Origin of the sequence: Aquimarina sp. AU58 (assembly GCF_900312745.1) — a bacterium.
Classification (GTDB): domain Bacteria; phylum Bacteroidota; class Bacteroidia; order Flavobacteriales; family Flavobacteriaceae; genus Aquimarina; species Aquimarina spinulae.
In genome coordinates, this window is sequence record NZ_OMPD01000006.1 from 36,236 (window position 1) to 56,257 (window position 20,022).

The 20,022-nt window shown below is 32.3% G+C and carries 25 protein-coding genes; 8 read left to right on the forward strand and 17 right to left on the reverse strand.

All coding sequences use genetic code 11. The features are described 5' to 3' along the window. Positions 1-21: 21 nt before the first annotated feature. Positions 22-1,287 (forward strand): adenosylmethionine--8-amino-7-oxononanoate transaminase, encoded by a 1,266-nt coding sequence (gene bioA / locus DK441_RS01525; protein ID WP_109097173.1) that lies wholly within the window; start codon positions 22-24, stop codon positions 1,285-1,287. A gap of 240 nt (positions 1,288-1,527) precedes the next feature. Then, positions 1,528-2,091, forward strand: coding sequence for a hypothetical protein (locus DK441_RS01530; RefSeq protein ID WP_109097174.1), 564 nt, complete (start codon positions 1,528-1,530; stop codon positions 2,089-2,091). A 33-nt stretch (positions 2,092-2,124) separates the two neighbouring features. Here DK441_RS01530 and DK441_RS01535 read toward each other — a convergent pair whose 3' ends face one another. Together DK441_RS01535 and DK441_RS01540 are read right to left on the reverse strand one after the other, a co-directional pair. Continuing rightward, the gene (locus tag DK441_RS01535; protein ID WP_235015690.1) at positions 2,125-3,147 is read right to left on the reverse strand and encodes a hypothetical protein; all 1,023 of its coding nucleotides are present in this window, start codon (positions 3,145-3,147) and stop codon (positions 2,125-2,127) included. Continuing rightward, positions 3,128-3,577 (reverse strand): cytochrome c oxidase assembly factor Coa1 family protein, encoded by a 450-nt coding sequence (locus tag DK441_RS01540; protein ID WP_109097176.1) that lies wholly within the window; start codon positions 3,575-3,577, stop codon positions 3,128-3,130. The genes DK441_RS01535 and DK441_RS01540 overlap by 20 nt, the downstream gene beginning before the upstream one ends. Before the next feature lie 128 nt (positions 3,578-3,705). Between DK441_RS01540 and DK441_RS01545 the strand changes: the two genes are divergently transcribed. From DK441_RS01545 to DK441_RS01560, 4 genes are all read left to right on the forward strand, one after another. Then, a complete protein-coding gene (locus DK441_RS01545) occupies positions 3,706-4,866 on the forward strand; it encodes a beta-ketoacyl synthase N-terminal-like domain-containing protein (protein WP_109097177.1) in 1,161 nt (386 codons plus the stop codon). 83 nt (positions 4,867-4,949) lie between these two features. Further along, positions 4,950-5,912, forward strand: a complete 963-nt coding sequence (locus tag DK441_RS01550; RefSeq protein ID WP_109097178.1) for an alpha/beta fold hydrolase — start codon at positions 4,950-4,952, stop codon at positions 5,910-5,912. 82 nt (positions 5,913-5,994) lie between these two features. Then, a complete protein-coding gene (gene bioB, locus DK441_RS01555) occupies positions 5,995-7,098 on the forward strand; it encodes a biotin synthase BioB (protein WP_109097179.1) in 1,104 nt (367 codons plus the stop codon). Positions 7,099-7,254: 156 nt separating this feature from the next. Continuing rightward, entirely contained in the window at positions 7,255-8,139 is an 885-nt protein-coding gene (locus DK441_RS01560; RefSeq protein WP_109097180.1) for a cupin-like domain-containing protein, read from the forward strand. A gap of 122 nt (positions 8,140-8,261) precedes the next feature. Here DK441_RS01560 and DK441_RS26375 read toward each other — a convergent pair whose 3' ends face one another. Continuing rightward, positions 8,262-8,426 carry a hypothetical protein gene (locus DK441_RS26375; RefSeq protein WP_160111913.1) on the reverse strand — a complete coding sequence of 55 codons (165 nt, stop codon included), beginning with the start codon at positions 8,424-8,426 and terminating at the stop codon, positions 8,262-8,264. 550 nt (positions 8,427-8,976) lie between these two features. Here DK441_RS26375 and DK441_RS01565 point away from each other — a divergent pair. Then, positions 8,977-10,365: a S41 family peptidase gene (locus DK441_RS01565; RefSeq protein ID WP_109097181.1), complete on the forward strand. Its 1,389-nt coding sequence runs from the start codon at positions 8,977-8,979 to the stop codon at positions 10,363-10,365. 54 nt (positions 10,366-10,419) lie between these two features. On the opposite strand, the gene DK441_RS01570 is transcribed toward DK441_RS01565, so the two are convergent. The 9 genes from DK441_RS01570 to DK441_RS01600 all read right to left on the reverse strand — a co-directional run bounded on the left by DK441_RS01570 (position 10,420) and on the right by DK441_RS01600 (position 15,427). Further along, on the reverse strand, positions 10,420-10,899 hold the full coding sequence (locus DK441_RS01570; protein ID WP_109097182.1) for a regulatory protein RecX: 480 nt from the start codon (positions 10,897-10,899) through the stop codon (positions 10,420-10,422). 40 nt (positions 10,900-10,939) lie between these two features. Beyond that, positions 10,940-11,416 (reverse strand): hypothetical protein, encoded by a 477-nt coding sequence (locus DK441_RS01575; protein WP_109097183.1) that lies wholly within the window; start codon positions 11,414-11,416, stop codon positions 10,940-10,942. 369 nt (positions 11,417-11,785) lie between these two features. Then, entirely contained in the window at positions 11,786-11,956 is a 171-nt protein-coding gene (locus tag DK441_RS26380; protein WP_159099144.1) for a hypothetical protein, read from the reverse strand. 44 nt (positions 11,957-12,000) lie between these two features. Continuing rightward, a complete protein-coding gene (locus tag DK441_RS26385) occupies positions 12,001-12,156 on the reverse strand; it encodes a hypothetical protein (RefSeq protein ID WP_160111914.1) in 156 nt (51 codons plus the stop codon). A gap of 22 nt (positions 12,157-12,178) precedes the next feature. Next, complete coding sequence (locus DK441_RS26390; protein ID WP_160111915.1) at positions 12,179-12,334, reverse strand: hypothetical protein; 156 nt, start codon at positions 12,332-12,334, stop codon at positions 12,179-12,181. A gap of 139 nt (positions 12,335-12,473) precedes the next feature. Next, positions 12,474-14,009: a vitamin K epoxide reductase family protein gene (locus DK441_RS01580; RefSeq protein WP_109097184.1), complete on the reverse strand. Its 1,536-nt coding sequence runs from the start codon at positions 14,007-14,009 to the stop codon at positions 12,474-12,476. Positions 14,010-14,158: 149 nt separating this feature from the next. Further along, positions 14,159-14,722 (reverse strand): hypothetical protein, encoded by a 564-nt coding sequence (locus DK441_RS01585; protein ID WP_109097185.1) that lies wholly within the window; start codon positions 14,720-14,722, stop codon positions 14,159-14,161. Between the two features lie 285 nt (positions 14,723-15,007). Continuing rightward, positions 15,008-15,211 carry a class IIb bacteriocin, lactobin A/cerein 7B family gene (locus DK441_RS01595; protein WP_109097187.1) on the reverse strand — a complete coding sequence of 68 codons (204 nt, stop codon included), beginning with the start codon at positions 15,209-15,211 and terminating at the stop codon, positions 15,008-15,010. Positions 15,212-15,241: 30 nt separating this feature from the next. Beyond that, positions 15,242-15,427, reverse strand: coding sequence for a Blp family class II bacteriocin (locus DK441_RS01600; RefSeq protein WP_109097188.1), 186 nt, complete (start codon positions 15,425-15,427; stop codon positions 15,242-15,244). Positions 15,428-15,809: 382 nt separating this feature from the next. On the opposite strand from DK441_RS01600, the gene DK441_RS01605 reads away from it, so the two are divergent. Beyond that, the gene (locus DK441_RS01605; protein WP_160111916.1) at positions 15,810-16,010 is read left to right on the forward strand and encodes a hypothetical protein; all 201 of its coding nucleotides are present in this window, start codon (positions 15,810-15,812) and stop codon (positions 16,008-16,010) included. Here the strand turns inward: DK441_RS01605 and DK441_RS26395 are convergent. From DK441_RS26395 to DK441_RS01625, 5 genes are all read right to left on the reverse strand, one after another. Then, positions 16,007-16,153: a hypothetical protein gene (locus DK441_RS26395; protein ID WP_159099148.1), complete on the reverse strand. Its 147-nt coding sequence runs from the start codon at positions 16,151-16,153 to the stop codon at positions 16,007-16,009. The genes DK441_RS01605 and DK441_RS26395 overlap by 4 nt on opposite strands. Positions 16,154-16,700: 547 nt before the next feature. Further along, positions 16,701-17,015, reverse strand: a complete 315-nt coding sequence (locus DK441_RS26875) for a hypothetical protein (RefSeq protein WP_074406955.1) — start codon at positions 17,013-17,015, stop codon at positions 16,701-16,703. 76 nt (positions 17,016-17,091) lie between these two features. Then, a complete protein-coding gene (locus DK441_RS01615) occupies positions 17,092-17,274 on the reverse strand; it encodes a hypothetical protein (protein WP_109097190.1) in 183 nt (60 codons plus the stop codon). 21 nt (positions 17,275-17,295) lie between these two features. Further along, entirely contained in the window at positions 17,296-17,628 is a 333-nt protein-coding gene (locus tag DK441_RS01620) for a hypothetical protein (protein ID WP_074406957.1), read from the reverse strand. A gap of 79 nt (positions 17,629-17,707) precedes the next feature. After that, positions 17,708-19,891 (reverse strand): peptidase domain-containing ABC transporter, encoded by a 2,184-nt coding sequence (locus DK441_RS01625; protein WP_109097191.1) that lies wholly within the window; start codon positions 19,889-19,891, stop codon positions 17,708-17,710. Positions 19,892-20,022: the final 131 nt, after the last annotated feature.

Sequence of the window (20,022 nt, forward strand, 5' to 3'; positions counted from 1 at the left end):
TTCCGCGGAAGCGACACCTATATGACTTTAAAAGAAAGAGATAAAAAACATCTTTGGCATCCGCTCACCCAGCATAAAATACATCCCGAAGCATTACCAATTATAAAAGCAAAAGGAGCTTTGCTTTATGATGAAGATGAGAATATATATATTGATGGGATTGCATCTTGGTATACTGCGATGTATGGTCATTGCAATGATTATATTTTGAAGAAAGTACAACATCAGATGCAGCAGCTGGATCAGATTGTATTTGCAGGTTTTACACATGAGCCCGCTATAAAATTATCTGAAGAATTAATCAAAATATTACCAGATAATCAGGAAAAGATATTCTTTTCAGATAATGGTTCTACTGCCAATGAAGTAGGAATTAAAATGGCACTACAATACCATTTTAATAGAGGTGAAAAAAGAAACACAATTATCGCTTTTGAAGATGGTTTTCATGGGGATACTTTTGGAGCGATGTCTGCCTCGGGATTATCGGTTTATAATGGTCCTTTTGAAGATTTTTTTATAAATGTTAAACGTATTCCTACTCCAAATTTTGAAAATATTGATAGCGTTATAAAAGAATTACAAGAATGTATTGCAACTCATGAAGTAGCTGCTTTTATATATGAGCCACTGGTACAGGGTGCCAATACAATGCATATGTACGAAGCGAGATATCTGGATCAAATTCTTACTATCTGTAAAGACAATACTATTATTACCATTGCAGATGAGGTAATGACAGGTTTCGGAAAAACCGGAAAAACATTTGCTTCTGATCATATAGAAACCAAACCAGATATTATTTCGATGTCTAAATCTTTAACAGCAGGATTCGTACCTATGGCAATAACAAGCTGTACTCAGGAAATCTACGATGCCTTTCTTGATGATTCTATTGGTAAAGCCTTTTTTCATGCGCATACCTATTCTGCCAATCCTATCGCTTGCTCAGTAGCCCTTGCGGCGATAGAGCTGTTAGAAAGCGAAGAAATCCAAAATAATATAAACAGAATAACAATGTCTCATAAGGATTTTGATGCTAAAATCAAAAACCACCCAAAAATTAAAAAAACCAGGCAAACAGGAGTGATTTACGCTCTGGATCTAGATATCGAAATGGATCGTTATGGTAAAAAGCGCTATGAAATATTTGACCATTTTATGAAAAACGGTGTAGCATTAAGACCATTGGGAAGCACAGTTTATGTTCTCCCCCCGTATGTAATTACCCAGGAACAGTTACAGAAAGTGTATGATACTATTGTCGAGTTATTAGAGAGTGTTTAGATATTGAATTGTTAAACCTAATTATAAAAATTAAAAGAATTCCTTTAGTTTTTATAGTTGTATATCCTTCCTGTTATCCATACTTGGTATAATAACCCTTTTTTCAGGGTGTAAAAACATAAATGTTATTTTTAGTTTTGAAACTACGTTAAATAAAATTTTAAATTCTAATGAAATTGCCCTTGCCGAAACTCGGGACAAACAATTAAAGGGAAGGGAAATTTTAATACAAAAAAATAAATGAATTATATCAGATTGTATGTATTGGGAGTGTTTATTGTGATCGCACATAATACAATTGCTCAAAGTTATAATAAATATGAAGTCCCGAATTTTAATATAGAGTTTAAATATCCTGAAAATTGGTTACTTGAAACAAATTCTATATATGAAGGTTCGAATAAATCTATCAATTTTATATACCTGTATAGTCCAGAATATGAAAAAAATAATAGAGATGAATTCTCAAAAGAGTTTGTTGTTATCGCATTTGAAATTGAAAACTTAGGAGGCAAAACAAAGACATTAGAACAAGAAATGAAAGATTTTGTTAATTTATGGATCGAATTTCACGAAATTACAGGGTTACCTCTTTTTAAAATAACTATTAAAAAAGAAACCGAACTATTGAGGAATAGAGCATGCTGGATTACCTACCCAACTGACTACGGCACATGTCACACAATATTTACTGTAATTGGTAATTATAAATATTCCTTAAGTTTACAAGGATCTGATGTAAATAACAAGCAATATATGTCTGTATATACTACTGTTTTAGAATCTTTAAAATTAATAAAATGATTGAGATAGAGAATAGGTAAAACCAGACACCATTTATTTGCTATTTAAGTATAAAATAGTGTTTTCTAACATTTTTTTTAACCTCTCTTTATCGTCAATGAATAATGCTATCGTTGTATATGTCTTTTTCATTCCATAAAGTCCAGAAAACATATTTTCTTTTTTCAAAGTGATTAGCATATTATGACTTTCTAACTCACCCAGCGGAGATAATTTTATAGTCTTAGTATCAAATTCGATTTCTTTGTTTGTAATTTCGATAGATGCAATGTTATTAATGTCTATTGTAGTTTCACTTAGGATACCATAGCGTAGATGTAGGATATTACCTTCTATGGTAATAGGTCTTTTAATAATAGATTTTAAAAAACCAAAGATTTGAATACTAGAGTATACACTTAATATACTTGCAATCCAGGCTGCAATTACACTCCATTTTAATAAAAGAATATGTAACACATAGGTTTCAACACCAATGATTACGATAAGTGCGGCTAATAAAGAAATGGTTCCGCTATTTTTATGATAGGTAAATTCATTTTCTGCCAGAATTCTCTTTTTCCAGGATACGAATCCATAATAGAATACCGCAAGCTCCATAGTAAGAAATATTGCAATTTTACCAGGTGCAATTTCACCACAGGTTTCCTTTAATGCAGAGAAAAAATCTAACTCCTGTTTTGCATTTACTTTATATCGTTTTATGGTTTGGCGAACTTTATAAAAAACAAAAATACCTACACCCAGCTCTACAAAAGGAAAAATCCAGTTTTTTGCCCAATTTAGTGTAGACTGATGTTCTTGCGGAATAATATAAGAAGCGATAACCATTCCTAGAATAAAAAAAGGAACGATAGTAGTTTTAGGAATATTTTTCTTTTTGATTAATACAAAATAAACAATAGGTATCGTAAAAAGTAGATCAAGAGTGATCCCAATTGATAATGCACCGGTATTTGAAGCGAAGATTTGTGATTTGGTGATCAAAACCACTAACAAAATAAGGAGTGCTGGTACTCCGAATACTACTAAATTACTATGGGTTTTCGTTGTCATATTCATTTTGTTTATAGCCTAATAAATCAATTTGTTCATCGGTTTCATCAATGATTACATACATTTCTTTGTACGTCCATTGGTCATTTTGTTTAGTACCTACAACATATAATTGTGCTTCACCTTTTGGCCCTTTTATAGGAATTGATATATCTGCAGATCCTGTGTTATTTTTATAAGAAAGGCTACCATTCATTATACCATTAGTCTCTATAGGTTCTCCCAGGATATTTACTACATATTCATCTTCATTTACTTTAAAAAGAGCATCCTGATAAGGAGCAGATTCAGTGATTAATTCACTTACACCAAATATCAAAGAACCTAAAAAAATAAAAAATAAAACAATTAGAGTAAGACAGCCTCCCACAGGAACTGCCCAGCCCCAATTTCTGGCAAACCAGCTTTTTTGTTGTATATGATCCTCCATAATTTTTATCATTATATCCTATAAAGATAAGTATCTAAAATGTGTTTTTTGTTACTAAAATCTTATGATAAATGATATAACTATTGAACAAGATAGAACAAACCTGTACATTTGCCAAAAATTGAAAATTGCAACAAAAAATATCAATAACAGGAATTTCTTCTATATCTCCATTGGGAGTTTCTTCTGGCGATATATGGAAAGCATATAAAGATCCATCACATCATATCTCTTTTAAAGATTTTGAAGGAGAACAAGCCCCAATTGCATTACTATCTCAAAACGTAAAGCAAAAAATAAAAGAACTAAGAGCAGAGAGTTCTCATTATGAGGCATTGGATGACTCGGTTCTTTTTGGTGTTTTTGCAGCCAGACAAGCAGTTAAAAATGCTGGATGGAATGAAGATCGCAATTTTGGGATTAATATCGGTTCTTCTCGTGGGGCAACAGGGCTTTTTGAAAAATACCACCAGGAATTTCTAAAAAGTGGTAAATCGTCTACATTAAGTTCACCCACAACTACACTCGGAAATATCTCATCATGGATTGCGCATGATTTACAAACCAACGGACCAGAAATAAGTCACTCGATTACCTGTTCGACGGCGCTACATGCTATGCTTAATGGTGTTGCCTGGTTACAATCGGGCTTGGCAGACCAATTTTTGGTAGGCGGAAGCGAAGCCCCATTAACGCCATTTACGATTGCACAAATGAAAGCCCTTAAGATATACGCATCTAATGATAAGGCAGCATATCCATGTCAGGCAATGAACTGGAATAAAAAAAGAAATTCTATGTTTCTTGGTGAAGGTGCCGCTATTGCATGTATAGAAAAAGGAGTAAAAGAAAATGCTTTGGCTTTAATAGGAGGTATTGGCTATGCTACAGAACCATTAAAACATAATATATCGATATCTACAGAAGCAGATTGTTTTCAAAAATCTATAAAAATGGCTTTAGGAGAAACTTCTGTAAATGAGGTGGATGCGATCGTATTACATGCGCCTGGTACGGTAAAAGGAGATCTGGCAGAATATAATGCGATTAGAACTGTTTTTAAAGATGCACTGCCCGCTTTAACAACAAATAAATGGAAAATTGGACATACCTTTGGTGCTAGCGGGATCTTAAGCCTGGAGCTTGCAGTACTGATGTTAAAACATCAGGAATTTATACCAGTACCTTATGTAGCATATGATAAGTTTCCCAAGCAGTTAAATAAAATAATAGTAAATGCTGTTGGTTTTGGAGGTAATGCCGTTAGTATTTTGCTCGAGCGTCTTTAATTTTGCGATATTTGAAATATAAAATTTTTGATATTGAAGCGTAGTTGTATACGTCCTCAAGTCATTAAAAAGATTTAGAATACATGAAAACACAAATCACTCTTTTTTTAGTGAGTCTTATCTTACTTTTTTCAGTTCAGGCACAAGAAACTATTCATAGTGAGTTTGAGTCTCAGTTAATCAATATTAATGGATACAAGATTAATGTAGAAACCAAAGGCAAAGGAAATCCAATAGTATTTATTGCTGGAGGCCCCGGAAATTCTCATGATTATATGCAAGGTAATTTTGGAAAATATTATAAAAATCGACAAGTAGTTTTTTTTGATGGTCTGGGGAGAGGATTGTCTGATGATGCCAAAGATATTAAGGAATATTCAATACAGGGAGATGTAGAAACATTAGAAGGTATTAGAAAAGCGTTGCAGTTGTCTAAATGGACAGTAGTAGGGCATTCTTATGGTACTGTAGTTGCTCAAGCTTATGCCCTAAAATATCCTCAATATACAGAGAAGATGATATTGATTAATGGGTTTCATAGTGGGTTAATGTGGCAGGCAAATTGCGATAGTTATAATCATTATGCCAAAACACACTTTCCAGAAAAATGGACAGTAGTTGATTCATTACGATCAGAAGGGTTTGTATCGAGTGATCCTGAATTTTCAAAAGTATATGGGGATTTTCCAACAAAATATATATACTATCATAATACAGAATTAAAGCAACCTGTACCTAAAGATGTAAAACGTTCATGGAACTCTGCTGTGTATTATACCATTGTTGGAAGAGATGCTGATTTTCATGTTACAGGTGATATGGGAGATATAGATTTCAGAAGAGAGTTAAAGAAAATACAATCACCGACTTTAATCATTGCTGGCCGTTATGATGGTGTATCAACACCAGAATTTGCAATACAGTATAAAACCTATATGCCTAAGGCAAAGTTTGTAATGTTTGAAAAAAGTGGCCATAACCCGTATCTAGAAGAACCTGAAAAGTTTTTTGAACTGTTTGAGAGTTTTTTAGAGATAAAACATTAATTTTTGTGATATGAGTTTATCATATTAATTGATACAAATACACCAGATTTTCTTACATTTGACTTTTAGATTTAGATGATTTATGAGCGTTATTAGACACGATTGGACCAAGCAAGAGATTCTTGATATTTACAATTTACCTATGATGGATTTACTGTATAAAGCAGCAACTATTCATCGCGAATATCATGATCCCAATGTCGTACAGGTATCTACCCTGTTATCTATTAAAACAGGAGGATGTCCTGAAGATTGTGGGTATTGCCCACAGGCAGCCAGATATCATACCGATATAGAAGGTAATGACCTGATGAGCGTACAACAAGTAAAGGCACAAGCACTTCGTGCAAAATCTTCGGGAAGTTCTAGAGTGTGTATGGGAGCTGCCTGGCGTAATGTTAAAGATGGACCAGAATTTGAAAATGTGCTCGAAATGGTTCGTACGATCAATAAACTTGATATGGAGGTATGCTGTACATTAGGTATGATTACCGAAAATCAGGCTCAGCGATTAGCAGAGGCAGGATTATATGCCTATAACCATAATTTAGATACTTCAGAAGAATACTATAAAGAAGTAATCTCTACAAGAGGATATGAAGATCGGTTAAAAACAATTGATAATGTTCGTAAAACGAATGTGACAGTTTGTAGTGGTGGTATTATTGGTATGGGAGAAGAAATAAGTGATAGAGCAGGAATGTTGGCAGCATTATCAAAATTAAGCCCACAACCCGAATCAGTACCTATAAATGCATTGGTTGCTGTAGAAGGAACCCCAATGGAAGAAGAAAAACCTGTAGCAATATGGGATATGATTAGAATGGTTGCTACTACCAGAATCGTAATGCCAAAAACACAAGTACGATTATCTGCAGGAAGGACCGAAATGAGTAGAGAAGGACAAGCCATGTGCTTCTTTGCCGGGGCAAATTCTATATTTGCAGGAGATAAGTTACTAACGACGCCTAATCCAGATGTGAATAAGGATATGGAGATGTTTAAAACATTAGGACTTAATCCGCAAAAACCATTTGTTAAAAAGGCTCAACCAGAAACAATCGAAGCAGAGGACTCTATATTCGAACCCCTGGGAGAAAAGCCTAAATGGTCCAGACCAGATCATACTATCGAAAGAAACCAAGCAGCAAAAGAAAAAGCTAAAGGAGTGATAGCAGATAAATAGAAATGTGATAAAACCCTTATTGAGGGTTAATAAGCGTTTACATATTTTTAACTGCATCTTTTTATCATTAGACTACGCTTATGTAGATCAGTGTAATATTGCCATCACCTACTTTTGGCAGATGTCGCCTTAATTTTTAGGGCTTATTTTTAGTAAGTGAAATTAAATTTAGAACAAATACCAAGGGTAAAATCAATTACCAAAGAGGAATTTCTTAAGAAATATGTAACACTACAAAAGCCAGTTGTAATCGAACGGTTAATTGTAGATTGGCCTGCGTATACCAAATGGAATCTTTCTTATATTAATGATATAGCAGGTGATAAGACCGTTCCTTTGTATGATGATCGACCTATTTCGTCTGAGCGTAAATTTAATGAAGCTCACACTAGTATGAGAATGGAAGCATACCTTACTCTACTTGAACAAGAGCCTACCAATTATCGTATTTTTTTATATAATTTGCTGAAAGAAGTACCTCGGCTTCAACAGGATTTTAGATATCCAGAGGAGATAGGATTAAAATTTATGAAAAAACTACCATTTTTGTTTTTTGGAGGTAGTGGCTCTAAAGTTTTTATGCATTATGATATAGATTTAGCTAATATTCTTCATTTTCACTTTCACGGAGAAAAACAATGTATATTATTTCCACCTTCAGAAACAAAATATTTATACAAATTACCACATTCATTACTATCTCATCAAGGAATAGATTATGCAAATCCAGATTTTAAAAAATGGCCCGCATTACAACATGCCAGAGGATATATTACAAATTTAAAACATGGTGAAACATTGTATATGCCAGAGGGATATTGGCATCAGATGACATATTTAACTCCGGGATTTTCTATGAGTATCCGTTCTGCGCCCCAGGGAGTTGTTCAGTTTTCTAAAGCTTGTTATAATGTGTTTTTTATGCGATATCTGGATAATTTTATGCGAAAAACCAGAGGAGAGAAGTGGATCGATTATAAAAATAATAAGGCAGTTCTGCGAACGAATAAAAGAAACGGATACACTAAAGAAGAGGTATAATATCCTTAGGATTATATAAAAAACAAAACCTCGACTACTGAGTTTTTACTCAATGCCAAGGTTTTGTTTTCTAAGGATGTTTAATAACAGAGAAGGATCTGATTAAGAATCTCTTAGCATGTTTACAAGGTTGGGGTGAATTTTTTTAAATTCTTAATCACTTCAATAGCAGTTTCTACAACTTCTACAATATCATCGATTAAATCTCCAATAGGACCTCCTCCTTCTATTTGAGTAGTTTCTTCAAAGCTTAATTCGCTTACTTTCAATTCGTTTAAATTTTTCATAGTTAAATAATTTACAGATTTATGATTCTAATTAGTATTCTAGTGATTAGTTTGCCCAAAAGCTTCTTTCATAAATTCTTTAGCTTTTTATCATTTTCTGGTTCAAACTTAAGCCGCAAGAGTCTCATATTTTGAGACATACTAAAATTTTGTAGCTGCTTATCATTTATAATGATTTATGCGATTTGGATTTTGAAAGATATCTGGGGTTAATTCTATGTAATTCATTAGAATTTGATAAGTATAGGGTATTAGCCATAGAATTAGAGGCGAGATTCAAATTCAAGACTACATTTTACATTTCGTTCAAAAAAGAAACTGGATTGACACCTCGTCAATTTAAATCTAAAAACAAAAAGGTTCCGAATTCTTAAATTTTAATAATATCGGACATTGATTTCATAAAGCCTATCTAGTTTTGGCTATAATTAATTGCGTATCGGTCTATTTATAAATTGATGTTTGCGAGTACTTCATTGCGATCATTTTTAATGAAACCGATAGGTTTTTTATTTGTCAATGAAATGTAACTTTTAAAAATTTGATTAGTATGAATTTACACAACGGTATTAAAAATTTAAAAAGATGTTTTTTAATCTTATCCGTGATTTTGTTTACAGCTTGTCAGTCTGATGATGATCAACCCGAGCCAGAAAAAACTATAAATGGCTTTTGGTTAGCCGAAGATAAAGGATATGTCGTAAAGATTACCGACACAACAAAAGTGTTGTATGGCATAAATTCTATTGGATGTACTGTTATAGAAAATAATTTTGTGCCAGAAGAATCCTGGGGTATACCGCTAGATCTAATTAGCCCTGACAAATTAGTAGGAGCTCCAGAGCTTAGTGTATCTAGTATTGAGTTTAAGAGGCTATTAAATCAAAATGAGTTTTGCCTCCCTGATCAGATTGCCAATACTAAAGATCCAAAGATTAATTTTGATCATTTTTGGAATATTTTTAATGATTATTATGCTTTTTTTGAAACAAGAAATGTAAACTGGTCGCAATACAAAAACCTAAGAGAACAAGTAACTTCAGAGAATTTTTATGATATTCTACAGGAATTAGTTTTTCTTTTGAAGGATGGGCATGTAGGTATTGATGACGAAGCTAATAATATTGCGATCGATGCAGGTTCTCCTGATCTGATTTCTAGATTAAATTCAAGTTTAAGTGGGAACTTAATTATCCAATCTGGAGAAGATTATAATACACTATATAACCAGAAATTACAAACTATAGCATCAAAGTATTTAGATAATGAATTTAAGGCTGATGAAAAAGGAAAAATAGTGTGGGGGATGATTGGTAATGATATCGCATATATTAATATTTTGGGAATGGAAGGGTATAGCACTACCACAAAAAATGAGATGGAAATATTAAACTCGGTATTAGACAAAATAATGAATGATCTTAAAGGTGCTGCAGTTTCTAAATTAATAATCGATGTTCGTTTTAATGGTGGGGGTTATGATATGGCTTCAGTGAATATAGCTTCGCGATTTTTGGATCATGAACGACTTGCATTTTCTAAAAAAGCAAAATTAGGAGACGATTTTACTAAAAGTACATCGGTATCTATGACTCCCAAAGGTGATTTTCAATTTAAAGAAGATATAGTAGTATTAACAAGCCCCTTAACAGCAAGTGCAGCAGAGGTTTTTACACTTTGTATGAAAGATTTACCTTATGTAACATTAGTTGGTGATAATACAAATGGAGTTTTTTCAGATATTTTAGTACACACTTTACCAAACGGAGCTTCAATAGCATTGTCTAATGAGGTGTATAGTGATGCTAACGGAAAGGTTTATGAAGCGATTGGGGTTGGTCCAGGCGAAGAAAATAGAGTTCCATTATTTTCTAACGATGATTTTGTTAATGAAAAAGATAGTGGAATAGAAAGAGCAATCACTCTTTTAAATAAATAGAAATTTTATGAAAGGGGGCAGTATTTCTAAATTGATATATTGCTCCTTTTTAAATCATAGAATTAACTCATTCACTTTTTCATAAACAAGAGTGGTCTCCCATCCCCGATATAAAAGATAGTCTACAAGTTTTTTGCGTTTTTTGTTTTTGTTCTGCTCGGTAATGCTGTGGTATTTTTTTTCGGCAAGCTTATGAAAAGTTTCGAAATACTCTTTTTCGGGTATTTCTTTAAGTGCCGTTTTTATATTGTAGGGTGAGATATTACGAAATTTGAGTTCACGTACTATTCGTTGTTTACCCCATTTTTTGATATTAAATTTCCCCCGGGCAAAGGCTTTGGCAAAACGTTCTTCATTAAGAAAATTTTGATCCAGAAGGTGTAGGATAATTTTTTCTTTAGCCTCTGGGATAAGTTTCATCGTCCTTAATTTATCCTCTACATCTTTATGACAACGTTCCTGGTAGGCACAATAGCGCTCCATTTTTCGCAATGCCTCGGCTACAGTTATAGATGTAATGGGATTTCTATACATGACCACAAATGTACAGTGACTTTTATAATTACCCCAAAAGTTATGCTTCTAAAATTAATAATCTATTGGTCACTACATCCTTTTTACAAACATTATATTGCTTTAAAAAGGCTCTTACTTTTTCATCTTCATTTTTTTCTTTTACATCTTGTAAAAGATTCTTTTTGGTTAGTTTTTTAAGTTCTAAAGGAGCATATCTTGTTTTAAAATAATAAGTTTCAAAAACAGGCCAATCGGGTAATATTCTCTTGTTTTCTTTATAAACATGCATCCAATTATTACAACCTACAAACTCACAAAAATTACCATTTGGCAGGATAGTAAAATGAAAAGGATCAATTTCATGATCATGATCCATATCAGAAACTATCAGTTGTTTAAGTTCCTTGGCATTAATTGGATTAGATGCATAAAACAAAAGAGTTTCTAGCTTATGGGTTAGATCATAAGCTTCAATTTTCCCCATTCCATTAAAGCTTTCAAGGATTTTATAGAGTAGTTCTTTTTCGTTTGTCATGGTGTATGTTTTTGAGATGTATAGAATTGAATATTCTTTTGTAAAGAAGAGCTTAGAAGCATAATTCTCCTATAACCAAATAGATTATAGGAGAAAATAAATGAACTCACTAACTTTACTCATTAGTTTACAAGCTAGTATTTTGACCTCCTGGACCGCTTCCGACCCATTTCCAACCTTTATTAAATTGGTGGTCAAGGCCAGGTAATCATGGTGCATCAGAGGTAGAAATTGCAGGAAAAAAAGCACCACCTTCTATTATGATTAGTTCTGATGCATTTAATTCCTGAAAGGATGCAGCTTTATAACTTTTCATGCGATTTCGTTTTAAGATTGATGGTTATTGATGATTGATGAAATTAAAGTGTTTTAGAAACCAGGAGTTTCTTTTTTAGGGAAATAGTTATCCCATTCTCTAGGATCACCAAATGGTACAATCGGAAATGTATCCAAATCTCCCAGATTTGGGATAACCAGACCACCATTAATGGTACTTAATTGAGCGTTGTTTAATGCTTCGAATGATTTTAAATTTTTCATGATTTTTGTTTTAAGATTGATGATTATTAATGATACTAAAGTGTTTAGAGCACTGCTAGCAGATATTTTAAGTTGTCTAACACTTCTTGTATTAGCTCTAATTCTGGACACTCAATGTCCTCTCCTCCGCAACCACCATTAATGGTTGTAATTTCTTTTGATGATAATAAGGTGTACTGGGATATAACTTGATTTTTCATGATGCTTAATTTTTACAATTTGTTATAATTGTTTGATTACTTTTTTTACGTTATGTATCAAGATAACAGCCTCAGTTATTAAACTTGTGTAAAGTCCCGGGAAAATTATACCTCCCTGTGTTTCTCTGGTTTCAGTGGTACTTAACGATTGAACTCCAAGTTTTTCTAAATTTTTCATTTTTTGCGTTTTTATGATTAATAGTTATTTTATGGTAATAAGTCTTTTCACTTCCTTTTGATAGTACAATGATAAGAGGTGAATGTCTCATCTTATGAGACGCTACATTTTTTTCTAAAAAAAAGTATAGAAAATGCGATTAGAATGTGATAAGGTCTTCTATAGTATAGTGATTTGACAATTTTCTATTATTAAAAATAGTAAGCGGAGTTTGTAGAATATTATTCTGAGTACACCATTTTTTGTGTTGAGCATAGGTTGCTCTTGATTTTTCAGATATTTCTATAGCATATTTTTCTTTTAGTGTGTTTAAATTTTTGTGTTCAAACCACTTACTTAATACGAATAAGAATTCTGATTTTGTCATTTTATAATACAGTTCAATAAGGAATTGTGAGATTTCATTGCTGTCTGTATCAGAAAAAATCAACGAGAAATTGATACCTTCAGAAGTTTTATTGATTTCAAGGATTTTTTGGAACTCTTTTGCGCAAAGATGACAATAAGGATTTATGACCAAAGCTGCTCTTTTATCAATATCCTTAGAATTTTCGAACACGATATGATTTTCAGTAAAAGCAGTATTAAGAAGGTTTTCTTTCTCTTGTAGCAGTGTAAAAACTTCGGGATTGTTTTTTAGCCTTGCATATTTGTACATACTTTCTTTAAATTGAAAATATTTATATACAGGACCTTTTAGATAGGACCATATAATGATGATGAGTGAAAAAGAAATACCAGGTATGAGAAACCCCTGTATAGATGATTCGAAGTTGTTGTTAAAAAGAAAATATGAAGAAAGTATGGTTTCAATAAAAAATATCCCTTGGATTGACAGGCACAGCATGCACCATTTTTTGACTATTTTATATTGATAGTAAATAGAGAAAAATATATATGGAAATGCAAAAAAGGAGAGTATACTGATCAAAAAAGTAACACTCTTGAAATTAGAGGTCATCGAAGCAATGCAAACCGATACGAAACTTCCTGAAAAGTATAATAACCCTAAATCTGACATAGAAAGCCAGGAAAAAATTTTGGAAGCCCCAGAATTTAAGACACCCTCGCAGCTTATATGATCATTAGATTTACAAAATTTGGATTTATGTATGATGCTAACCTCGGTATATACTATTAGTAGACTAATAAGAGTTCCTGCTAATTTTGTGATTAAGAACAGATTAAATACTCCATGATAACTTTTTATCGATAAGGTGATAAGAATAGCTAATAAAGACAAAGCTCCAAAATCCTTCGTTCTTTTTAGTTTTTCGCGAGCCAGATCTTCGTTAGACATCTTAACAATAGCATCGGTATCAATCAAAAGTACAATACCATTCCATTTCTGTAAGAAACCTTCGAAACTTTCTACAATAAGGGTATTACTATTACCACTATAGTAGTTTATTTTGGTACTTGAAATTTTAGTAACGATTACCAGGCCATCTTCTATAGAATACGCTAGAAAAATAGGAGATAATTGCAGTAATTGATCCGATGAGATTCTCCCTGCCTTATTTTCGACACCTATTTTTTTTAATGTATCAGAAAAAGAAAAGATACTGGGATAATCCTGATGACTAAGCAAAAGTGATTCTAATTTCTCACTAGAAATTTCTAGCGAGAGTTCTCTTTTAAGTTGCAAAAGAACTTTTAATACCGTTTGATCCAAAATAAAATGTTTTTTCGGTTATACAATAGAGTGAATGCAATACATTTTCAGATAGCCGAACGATCGAACGACCATAGAATTCAAAAGGTCATCTGAAAATCACAAAGATTCTTTTATATAGATTTCTATACATATAGAAGATTAGGGGGTTAGTTTACCGAATAATTAAGTAAATAATCATATCGATTAATATCGGTTGTTAAAACCTCAATGTTTTTTATCACGGTTTTATTTTTAATTCTTTTTCCCTGTACATTAATATTAATATCTGCATAATTGGTAATTTCGTTATTTTTCATGTCAATATCTACCAGAGCTGATTTGCTTAATAGAGTGTATGCTCCAAGATTTGCAGTATGTTCGAGATCAGGAAATTTAGATATTTTTACTTCTCCTGATAATACAACCATATTACCTTTACCTTCAATAAAAACTTTTCTGCTTTCATTTTCTTCTTTTTCACGAACATCTATTTCAGAAAATAACTTCTTGAATTGATTGACTTGTTGTTGCCTTTGATCTAATGAAATAGGTGTTATGTTTTTTGCTATTTTATTTACAGCATATAATTTATCTTTATCTTTTCTATAGAAAACATCATTATCCTTTTGTTTTGTAAATACAAATAAATCAGTAATAAATTCTTCTACTTGTATTGTGTTTTCTACTGTTTCTATTTCTTTTATAATATGTATTAAGACTTTTGATTCCATAACATTCAGTTTAAAAATTATTTGTTTAAATATTCTGTAGCAATTGTTTTACCTACTTTTTGACCAATTTTTTTTCCTAATTTTAAGCCTCCTAAGAAACCTAAAAATGCAATGATGATTACGATATATATAAGCATTATTTTAAATTTTGTTATTAATTTAGACTTCATATCAATTATAAAATTATTAGTATTATAAACTTCATTTTTGGTACTATGAAGCAAATTATTCCCACACATAAATTTATGTGTGGAAATAATTTAGCTATCAAACGTTGATTTCCTATTAAGAGAAATATTTGATTGCTTTTCCGATCCAATGACCTATTTCTTCACCAACTTCTTTCCCTACAAGATATCCACCTGCCACAGCAGCAGTAACAGCTGTTACAATAGGACCATAAGGTATTATAGTTCCTCCATCAATTTTTTGTGTTTCTAAAACAGTTAATTCCTGAACGTTTACGTTTTCTAATTTTAATGTATTCATGATAATATTATTTATAAGTTATTTAGTTAATTATTTTGCATCAAGCTCTTCTCTTATTCCTTTGCTTATCCCTACAGCCAATCCAACAGCTGCTCCTACTACAAACCCACCAACTATTGCAAGACCAGCGGCAAGACACCAAGGACATCCTCCATTGATTTCTATCGCTTCTTGTTGTGATAATTCTTGAAATTCTAAGTTGTTTAAATTTTTCATTTTTTACGATTTAATGATTAATGTTTTTTTAATTTATGCTTACACTATCTATTCCGTCAAATTGATATGTAAACTGTTTTTTGTTGTTGCAACAGTCGTGAAAAGTTTTGTTGTTTCCCTTTCACAATACAATGATACGGTGGAGCTGTCTCATCTTGTGAGACTGATATTTTTTTTCATTTTTTTCATGATTATTTTTAATTAAGACATGTTCGAAACCTATTAAACACCTTACTATTTATGTTTCTTAGAGTAGGATCTAGTATTTATTTTCAGAAATACACACACTATAATTTCTTAATACTTTTTCAGGAAAAAAGAGTATTTATTGTTTGGCATAAAGCAAAAAAGAGCCTTGTTACTACAAGACTCTTTTTTTACAATGCAAACACTGATGTGTTATCAATCCAAATGGTTCGTTTTTTTACGATCTAATTCTTTTAATCTTTTCTTTTTTACTATCGATGATTATGATAGGGTAAACGAAGTAGCTGGAATATTAAAAAAACCAGAGGTAACTTCGCAAATGATTTTACGAGTAGTAGCAGATATCAATAAAAGTTTTTCAATTTTTTATAATTAGTGATTATTTGAATTTGTGTAGTTTTCCTTTTCTTCTTTTGGTACACCAAAAAAATAATCTGCTAAAGGTTGTAACCAACTAGGAATAGGAAATGCTGATCCTCCATTGGTTTCTAATGCCTCTTTGTTACTTAAATTTTTCATTTTTTACGATTTAATGATTAATGATTTTGTGGTTACAGCTGTAAAGACAGCTACGCTATCTCTTTTACACTACAATGATAGTTTGCGATGGTCTCATTTTATGAGATGCTCTTATAAAATTTATTAAAATGACGTGAATAATGGATAAGAGCAGATACGTCACTTCGATTTCTATGACAAAACCAAACGATTTTGATAAAAAGTTTTGTTTTCGATACACCAAATCAGAGATTTGGCACTCAAACTGACGAAAATTTCTTATCCATTATTCACGTTAAAATGATAAAGTCGATAGGGTGAAATATAAAAATCCCGGAAAATTGATTTTCCAGGATTTTTATTCAAAAGATTTTTTCATTTTACTCTCCAAATTTAGGTTTGTGTATTTATATAGTTGCGTTAAACATAAGTATGGTATACAATTAGTAATAGAATTGATTTTATGATTTTTCTGTTTATCTATATTGAACAATTTAAAATTATAGGAAGTATTATAAATAAATGATATAAATCCTTTTGTCTATGGTTGTATCTGTGAGATTTCATTTTATATGATAGCGGCCAGGCATTGTAATCTTTTAAAAGAATTTCCTCCGTTAACAGACCTAACCTCTGTGGCATCGAGTTCTTTTGTATAAAACCCAAATTTAAAACCTACGCTTTCTTCATATACAAAACTCTGTATTGTAAAATCATAAGTGATAGGAGCATTTAGCTCTTTCATAATATCAATAATCCGATAGGTTTGCGCTCTGGAGATCCCTAATCTCGATGCTAATTCTACTGGAGTTCCCGTGGCTTGTAGGCGTATGAGTCGGTCAATTCTCTCGATCATTTCGATTTGCTTGATGATAATATTCATAAATGTTTGTTTTTTGATTAATAAAATAGCTTAATGATTAATGTGATTGCATGTTGTAAATCGATTTATAATCCTGTTACAACATCCAATCGTTCATATCATCATGATCTATATAGATTTCATACTCTTCAGAGTAGGAAATAACATCAGATATCACATGTTTTAGTTCTGGATCATTGATTTCTTGTTGTAAAAAATCGTTTTCTAATTTGTGCTCTGTTAGGTTGCTTTCGTTTTTTTGTGGATCATAATTTTCCATGAGTTTATTTTTTAAATGTTATTATACTATTCTTAGACTTGGATATTTAAAATCTACTTGCATCATAATACTTTGAGCACTATAAGAAGATACTTCTAGTACTTCTTCTCCATAAAGTTTACGGGTATAAAAACCATAAGTAAAGTTTACAGATTCTTCATAGACATAGCTCTGTAATGCGATATCAAATACAATAGGAGCATTAAGTTGTTTCATTACTCTAAGAATCTGAAACAAAGATGCTTTTGAGATTTCCAATTTTTCGGATAATTGATCAGGGGTTCCTGTTTTTCCTAATCGTATCAACCGATTTAATCGTTCTATGACTTCAATTTGACGCTCTATTTTTTTCATAACCAGGTATTTTAGATTAAAAAGTTTTTTAGCATTTTAAAAACATAATTATCAATTAAATTTTACCGAACCATCTTCGCTATGCAACAGCATTTATTTTAGGGATATGATCTACTACTGGCATTTGTTTTTGCCATAGTTCATAGTATTTTTCCTGTCGGGCATATAATACTTCATGATTTCCTTCTTCTACTACTTTCCCTTTTTCGAGTACTACAATTTTATCGGCATTAATCACTGTACTTAATCGGTGGGCAATAATGATGATGGTTTTATCCTGATCGCGCAGACTTTGTACTGCTTTCTGGATATAATTTTCAGAAGTACTATCCAGTGATGAGGTAGCTTCGTCTAGGACTAATACTTCAGGATTTTTATATAATGCTCGGGCAATGGCAATACGTTGTTTTTGCCCTCCGGATAAGGTAGCTCCGTTTTCTCCCAGATATGTAGCAAAGCTATTAGGCAGATTTTCTATAAATTCAAGAATACCTATGGCTTTACATACTTCCATAATGCGCTCTATATCTGGAGCAAATTCTCCTACTGCAATATTGTCTATCACATTACCGGCAAATAGATCTATTTTTTGTGGCACCACACTTACCAGATCTCTTAGACTACCATTCTCGATGTGTTTCAGATCCTGATTTCCTATAGATATTTGTCCTTTCTGGATAGGGTAGATATTTTGTAGTAAAGACATCAGAGTAGATTTTCCTGAACCACTCTCCCCGATAATGGCTGTGATTTTTCCTGTCTGAATCTCAAGATTAAAATCTTTAAAAACCTCTACTCTGGAGCCATATCTAAACCCTACACTAGAGAAATTGATATCACCAATACTATCTTTTGTGAGTTTTATTTTCTGCTCCTCTTCTTCGCGTTCCAGGTCCATGATCTCAAACAAACGATCTGCTGCAATCAATGCATTTTGGATCTGTTTATTAGCACTGATTAAACTGGCAACAGGATTGGTAAAATATCCTATAATGGCATAAAAAGCCATAAGTTCTCCGGCAGTAATTTCTTTTTGAATTACAAAAAAAGAACCACTCCATAATAGGATGATGGTAAATAATTGTGCAATAGTACCGGTACTAGAGTTAGAAAACACACTGTTTAATGCAGACTTGTATCCTATTTTTAATAACCCAATAAAGCGGGTTTCTGTTTTAATATTGGCAAAGCCTTCAAGACCAAATCTTTTGATAGTTCCTACAGCGTTTAGAGATTCTACCAACTGACTCTCCAGATCTGCAGATTTTTCCATAATTCCTCGTTCTGTACGCTTGTTTAGTTTATTCGTAATTACATATATGATCGCATATATTGGAATAATCGCCAGCATGATCAGCGCCAGTTTCCAATAGTAGGTAAACATCAATCCAAAAGAAAATATCAGGATTAGAATATTAACGGTTAGGTTTAAGGCTACTCCATTGATAAAGTTTCTGATTTTTACAGCATCACTAATTCGGGAGATGATCTCTCCGACCCGCATCGTATCAAAAAATTGCTGTGGTAGTTTTAACAGGTGTTTATAATACCCAAGAATGAGTCGCGAATCGATCTGTTGTCCGGTTTTAATGAGGAAAACATCCTTATATGCTCCTACTATTAGTTTTAGAAGTAATAATGTGACCATTACAATTCCTAACAGGTTAAGCAGTTTGGTACTGGTACCCATAAAAACATGATCAGTAAGTTTTTGGATGTATATCGAGGTAGAGAACCCTAGTAAGGTATAGATGATCGCCCCAACAAAAGCCTGTGTCAATACTCCTTTATGCGGTTTTAATAAAAACCAGAATCGTTTATAAACCGATACTTTTTCGTTACCTGTTGTAAAATCTTCTTTTGGTAGTAGTAGTACCAATACTCCCGTCCATGCTGCAGTAAATTCTTCATGTGTTTTTTTATGAAACCTACCATCTCCCGGATCCATTATTTTGATGTGCTCTTTAGTTACTTCGTAGATCACTACATAATGATGTAGTTTTTCATTCACGATCACATGAGCGATGGCGGGTTTGGGGATTTTAAACAAACTGTCCAGATCCCCACGTACTCCTTTGGCTTCAAACCCGAGTTTATCGGCAGCTTCAATTAATCCCAATACATTGGTTCCTTTTTTATCGGTACTTGCAAACTGTCGAATACGTGCAATTGGCAGTTGCAATTTATAATGTGCCGAAATTGATGCCAGACAAGCTGCACCGCAATCAGTGATATCGTGTTGTTTTATTTTTGTTTTAGCCATAATATATTTAGTATTGAGATAAGAGTAGTGAGATTTATATATCTACTGCCTCACTTACAAAACTCTGTTTTTAAAGAGTGTAACAGGTTTTTTACTTATCGCTTTCATATTCATTATTTTATATTTCTCAA

Coding starts and splice junctions, on each gene's coding strand:
- DK441_RS01585 (WP_109097185.1), bottom strand. CDS start 14,722: ATGGAATCAAAAGTCTTAATACATATTATAAAAGAAATAGAAACAGTA.
- DK441_RS01600 (WP_109097188.1), bottom strand. CDS start 15,427: ATGAAAAATTTAAACAACTTAGAATTTCAAGAATTATCACAACAAGAA.
- DK441_RS26375 (WP_160111913.1), bottom strand. CDS start 8,426: ATGAAAAATTTAAACGAATTGAAAGTAAGCGAATTAAGCTTTGAAGAA.
- DK441_RS01575 (WP_109097183.1), bottom strand. CDS start 11,416: ATGACAAACGAAAAAGAACTACTCTATAAAATCCTTGAAAGCTTTAAT.
- DK441_RS01535 (WP_235015690.1), bottom strand. CDS start 3,147: ATGACAACGAAAACCCATAGTAATTTAGTAGTATTCGGAGTACCAGCA.
- DK441_RS26390 (WP_160111915.1), bottom strand. CDS start 12,334: ATGAAAAATTTAGAAAAACTTGGAGTTCAATCGTTAAGTACCACTGAA.
- DK441_RS26875 (WP_074406955.1), bottom strand. CDS start 17,015: ATGAATATTATCATCAAGCAAATCGAAATGATCGAGAGAATTGACCGA.
- DK441_RS01620 (WP_074406957.1), bottom strand. CDS start 17,628: ATGAAAAAAATAGAGCGTCAAATTGAAGTCATAGAACGATTAAATCGG.
- DK441_RS01570 (WP_109097182.1), bottom strand. CDS start 10,899: ATGTATAGAAATCCCATTACATCTATAACTGTAGCCGAGGCATTGCGA.
- DK441_RS01615 (WP_109097190.1), bottom strand. CDS start 17,274: ATGGAAAATTATGATCCACAAAAAAACGAAAGCAACCTAACAGAGCAC.
- DK441_RS01595 (WP_109097187.1), bottom strand. CDS start 15,211: ATGAATACATTAAAATTAGAAAACGTAAACGTTCAGGAATTAACTGTT.
- DK441_RS26380 (WP_159099144.1), bottom strand. CDS start 11,956: ATGAAAAATTTAAAATCATTCGAAGCATTAAACAACGCTCAATTAAGT.
- DK441_RS26395 (WP_159099148.1), bottom strand. CDS start 16,153: ATGAAAAATTTAAGTAACAAAGAGGCATTAGAAACCAATGGAGGATCA.
- DK441_RS01550 (WP_109097178.1), top strand. CDS start 4,950: ATGAAAACACAAATCACTCTTTTTTTAGTGAGTCTTATCTTACTTTTT.
- DK441_RS01625 (WP_109097191.1), bottom strand. CDS start 19,891: ATGGCTAAAACAAAAATAAAACAACACGATATCACTGATTGCGGTGCA.
- bioB (WP_109097179.1), top strand. CDS start 5,995: ATGAGCGTTATTAGACACGATTGGACCAAGCAAGAGATTCTTGATATT.
- DK441_RS01605 (WP_160111916.1), top strand. CDS start 15,810: ATGCAAACACTGATGTGTTATCAATCCAAATGGTTCGTTTTTTTACGA.
- DK441_RS26385 (WP_160111914.1), bottom strand. CDS start 12,156: ATGAAAAATCAAGTTATATCCCAGTACACCTTATTATCATCAAAAGAA.
- DK441_RS01530 (WP_109097174.1), top strand. CDS start 1,528: ATGAATTATATCAGATTGTATGTATTGGGAGTGTTTATTGTGATCGCA.
- DK441_RS01565 (WP_109097181.1), top strand. CDS start 8,977: ATGAATTTACACAACGGTATTAAAAATTTAAAAAGATGTTTTTTAATC.
- DK441_RS01540 (WP_109097176.1), bottom strand. CDS start 3,577: ATGGAGGATCATATACAACAAAAAAGCTGGTTTGCCAGAAATTGGGGC.
- bioA (WP_109097173.1), top strand. CDS start 22: ATGACTTTAAAAGAAAGAGATAAAAAACATCTTTGGCATCCGCTCACC.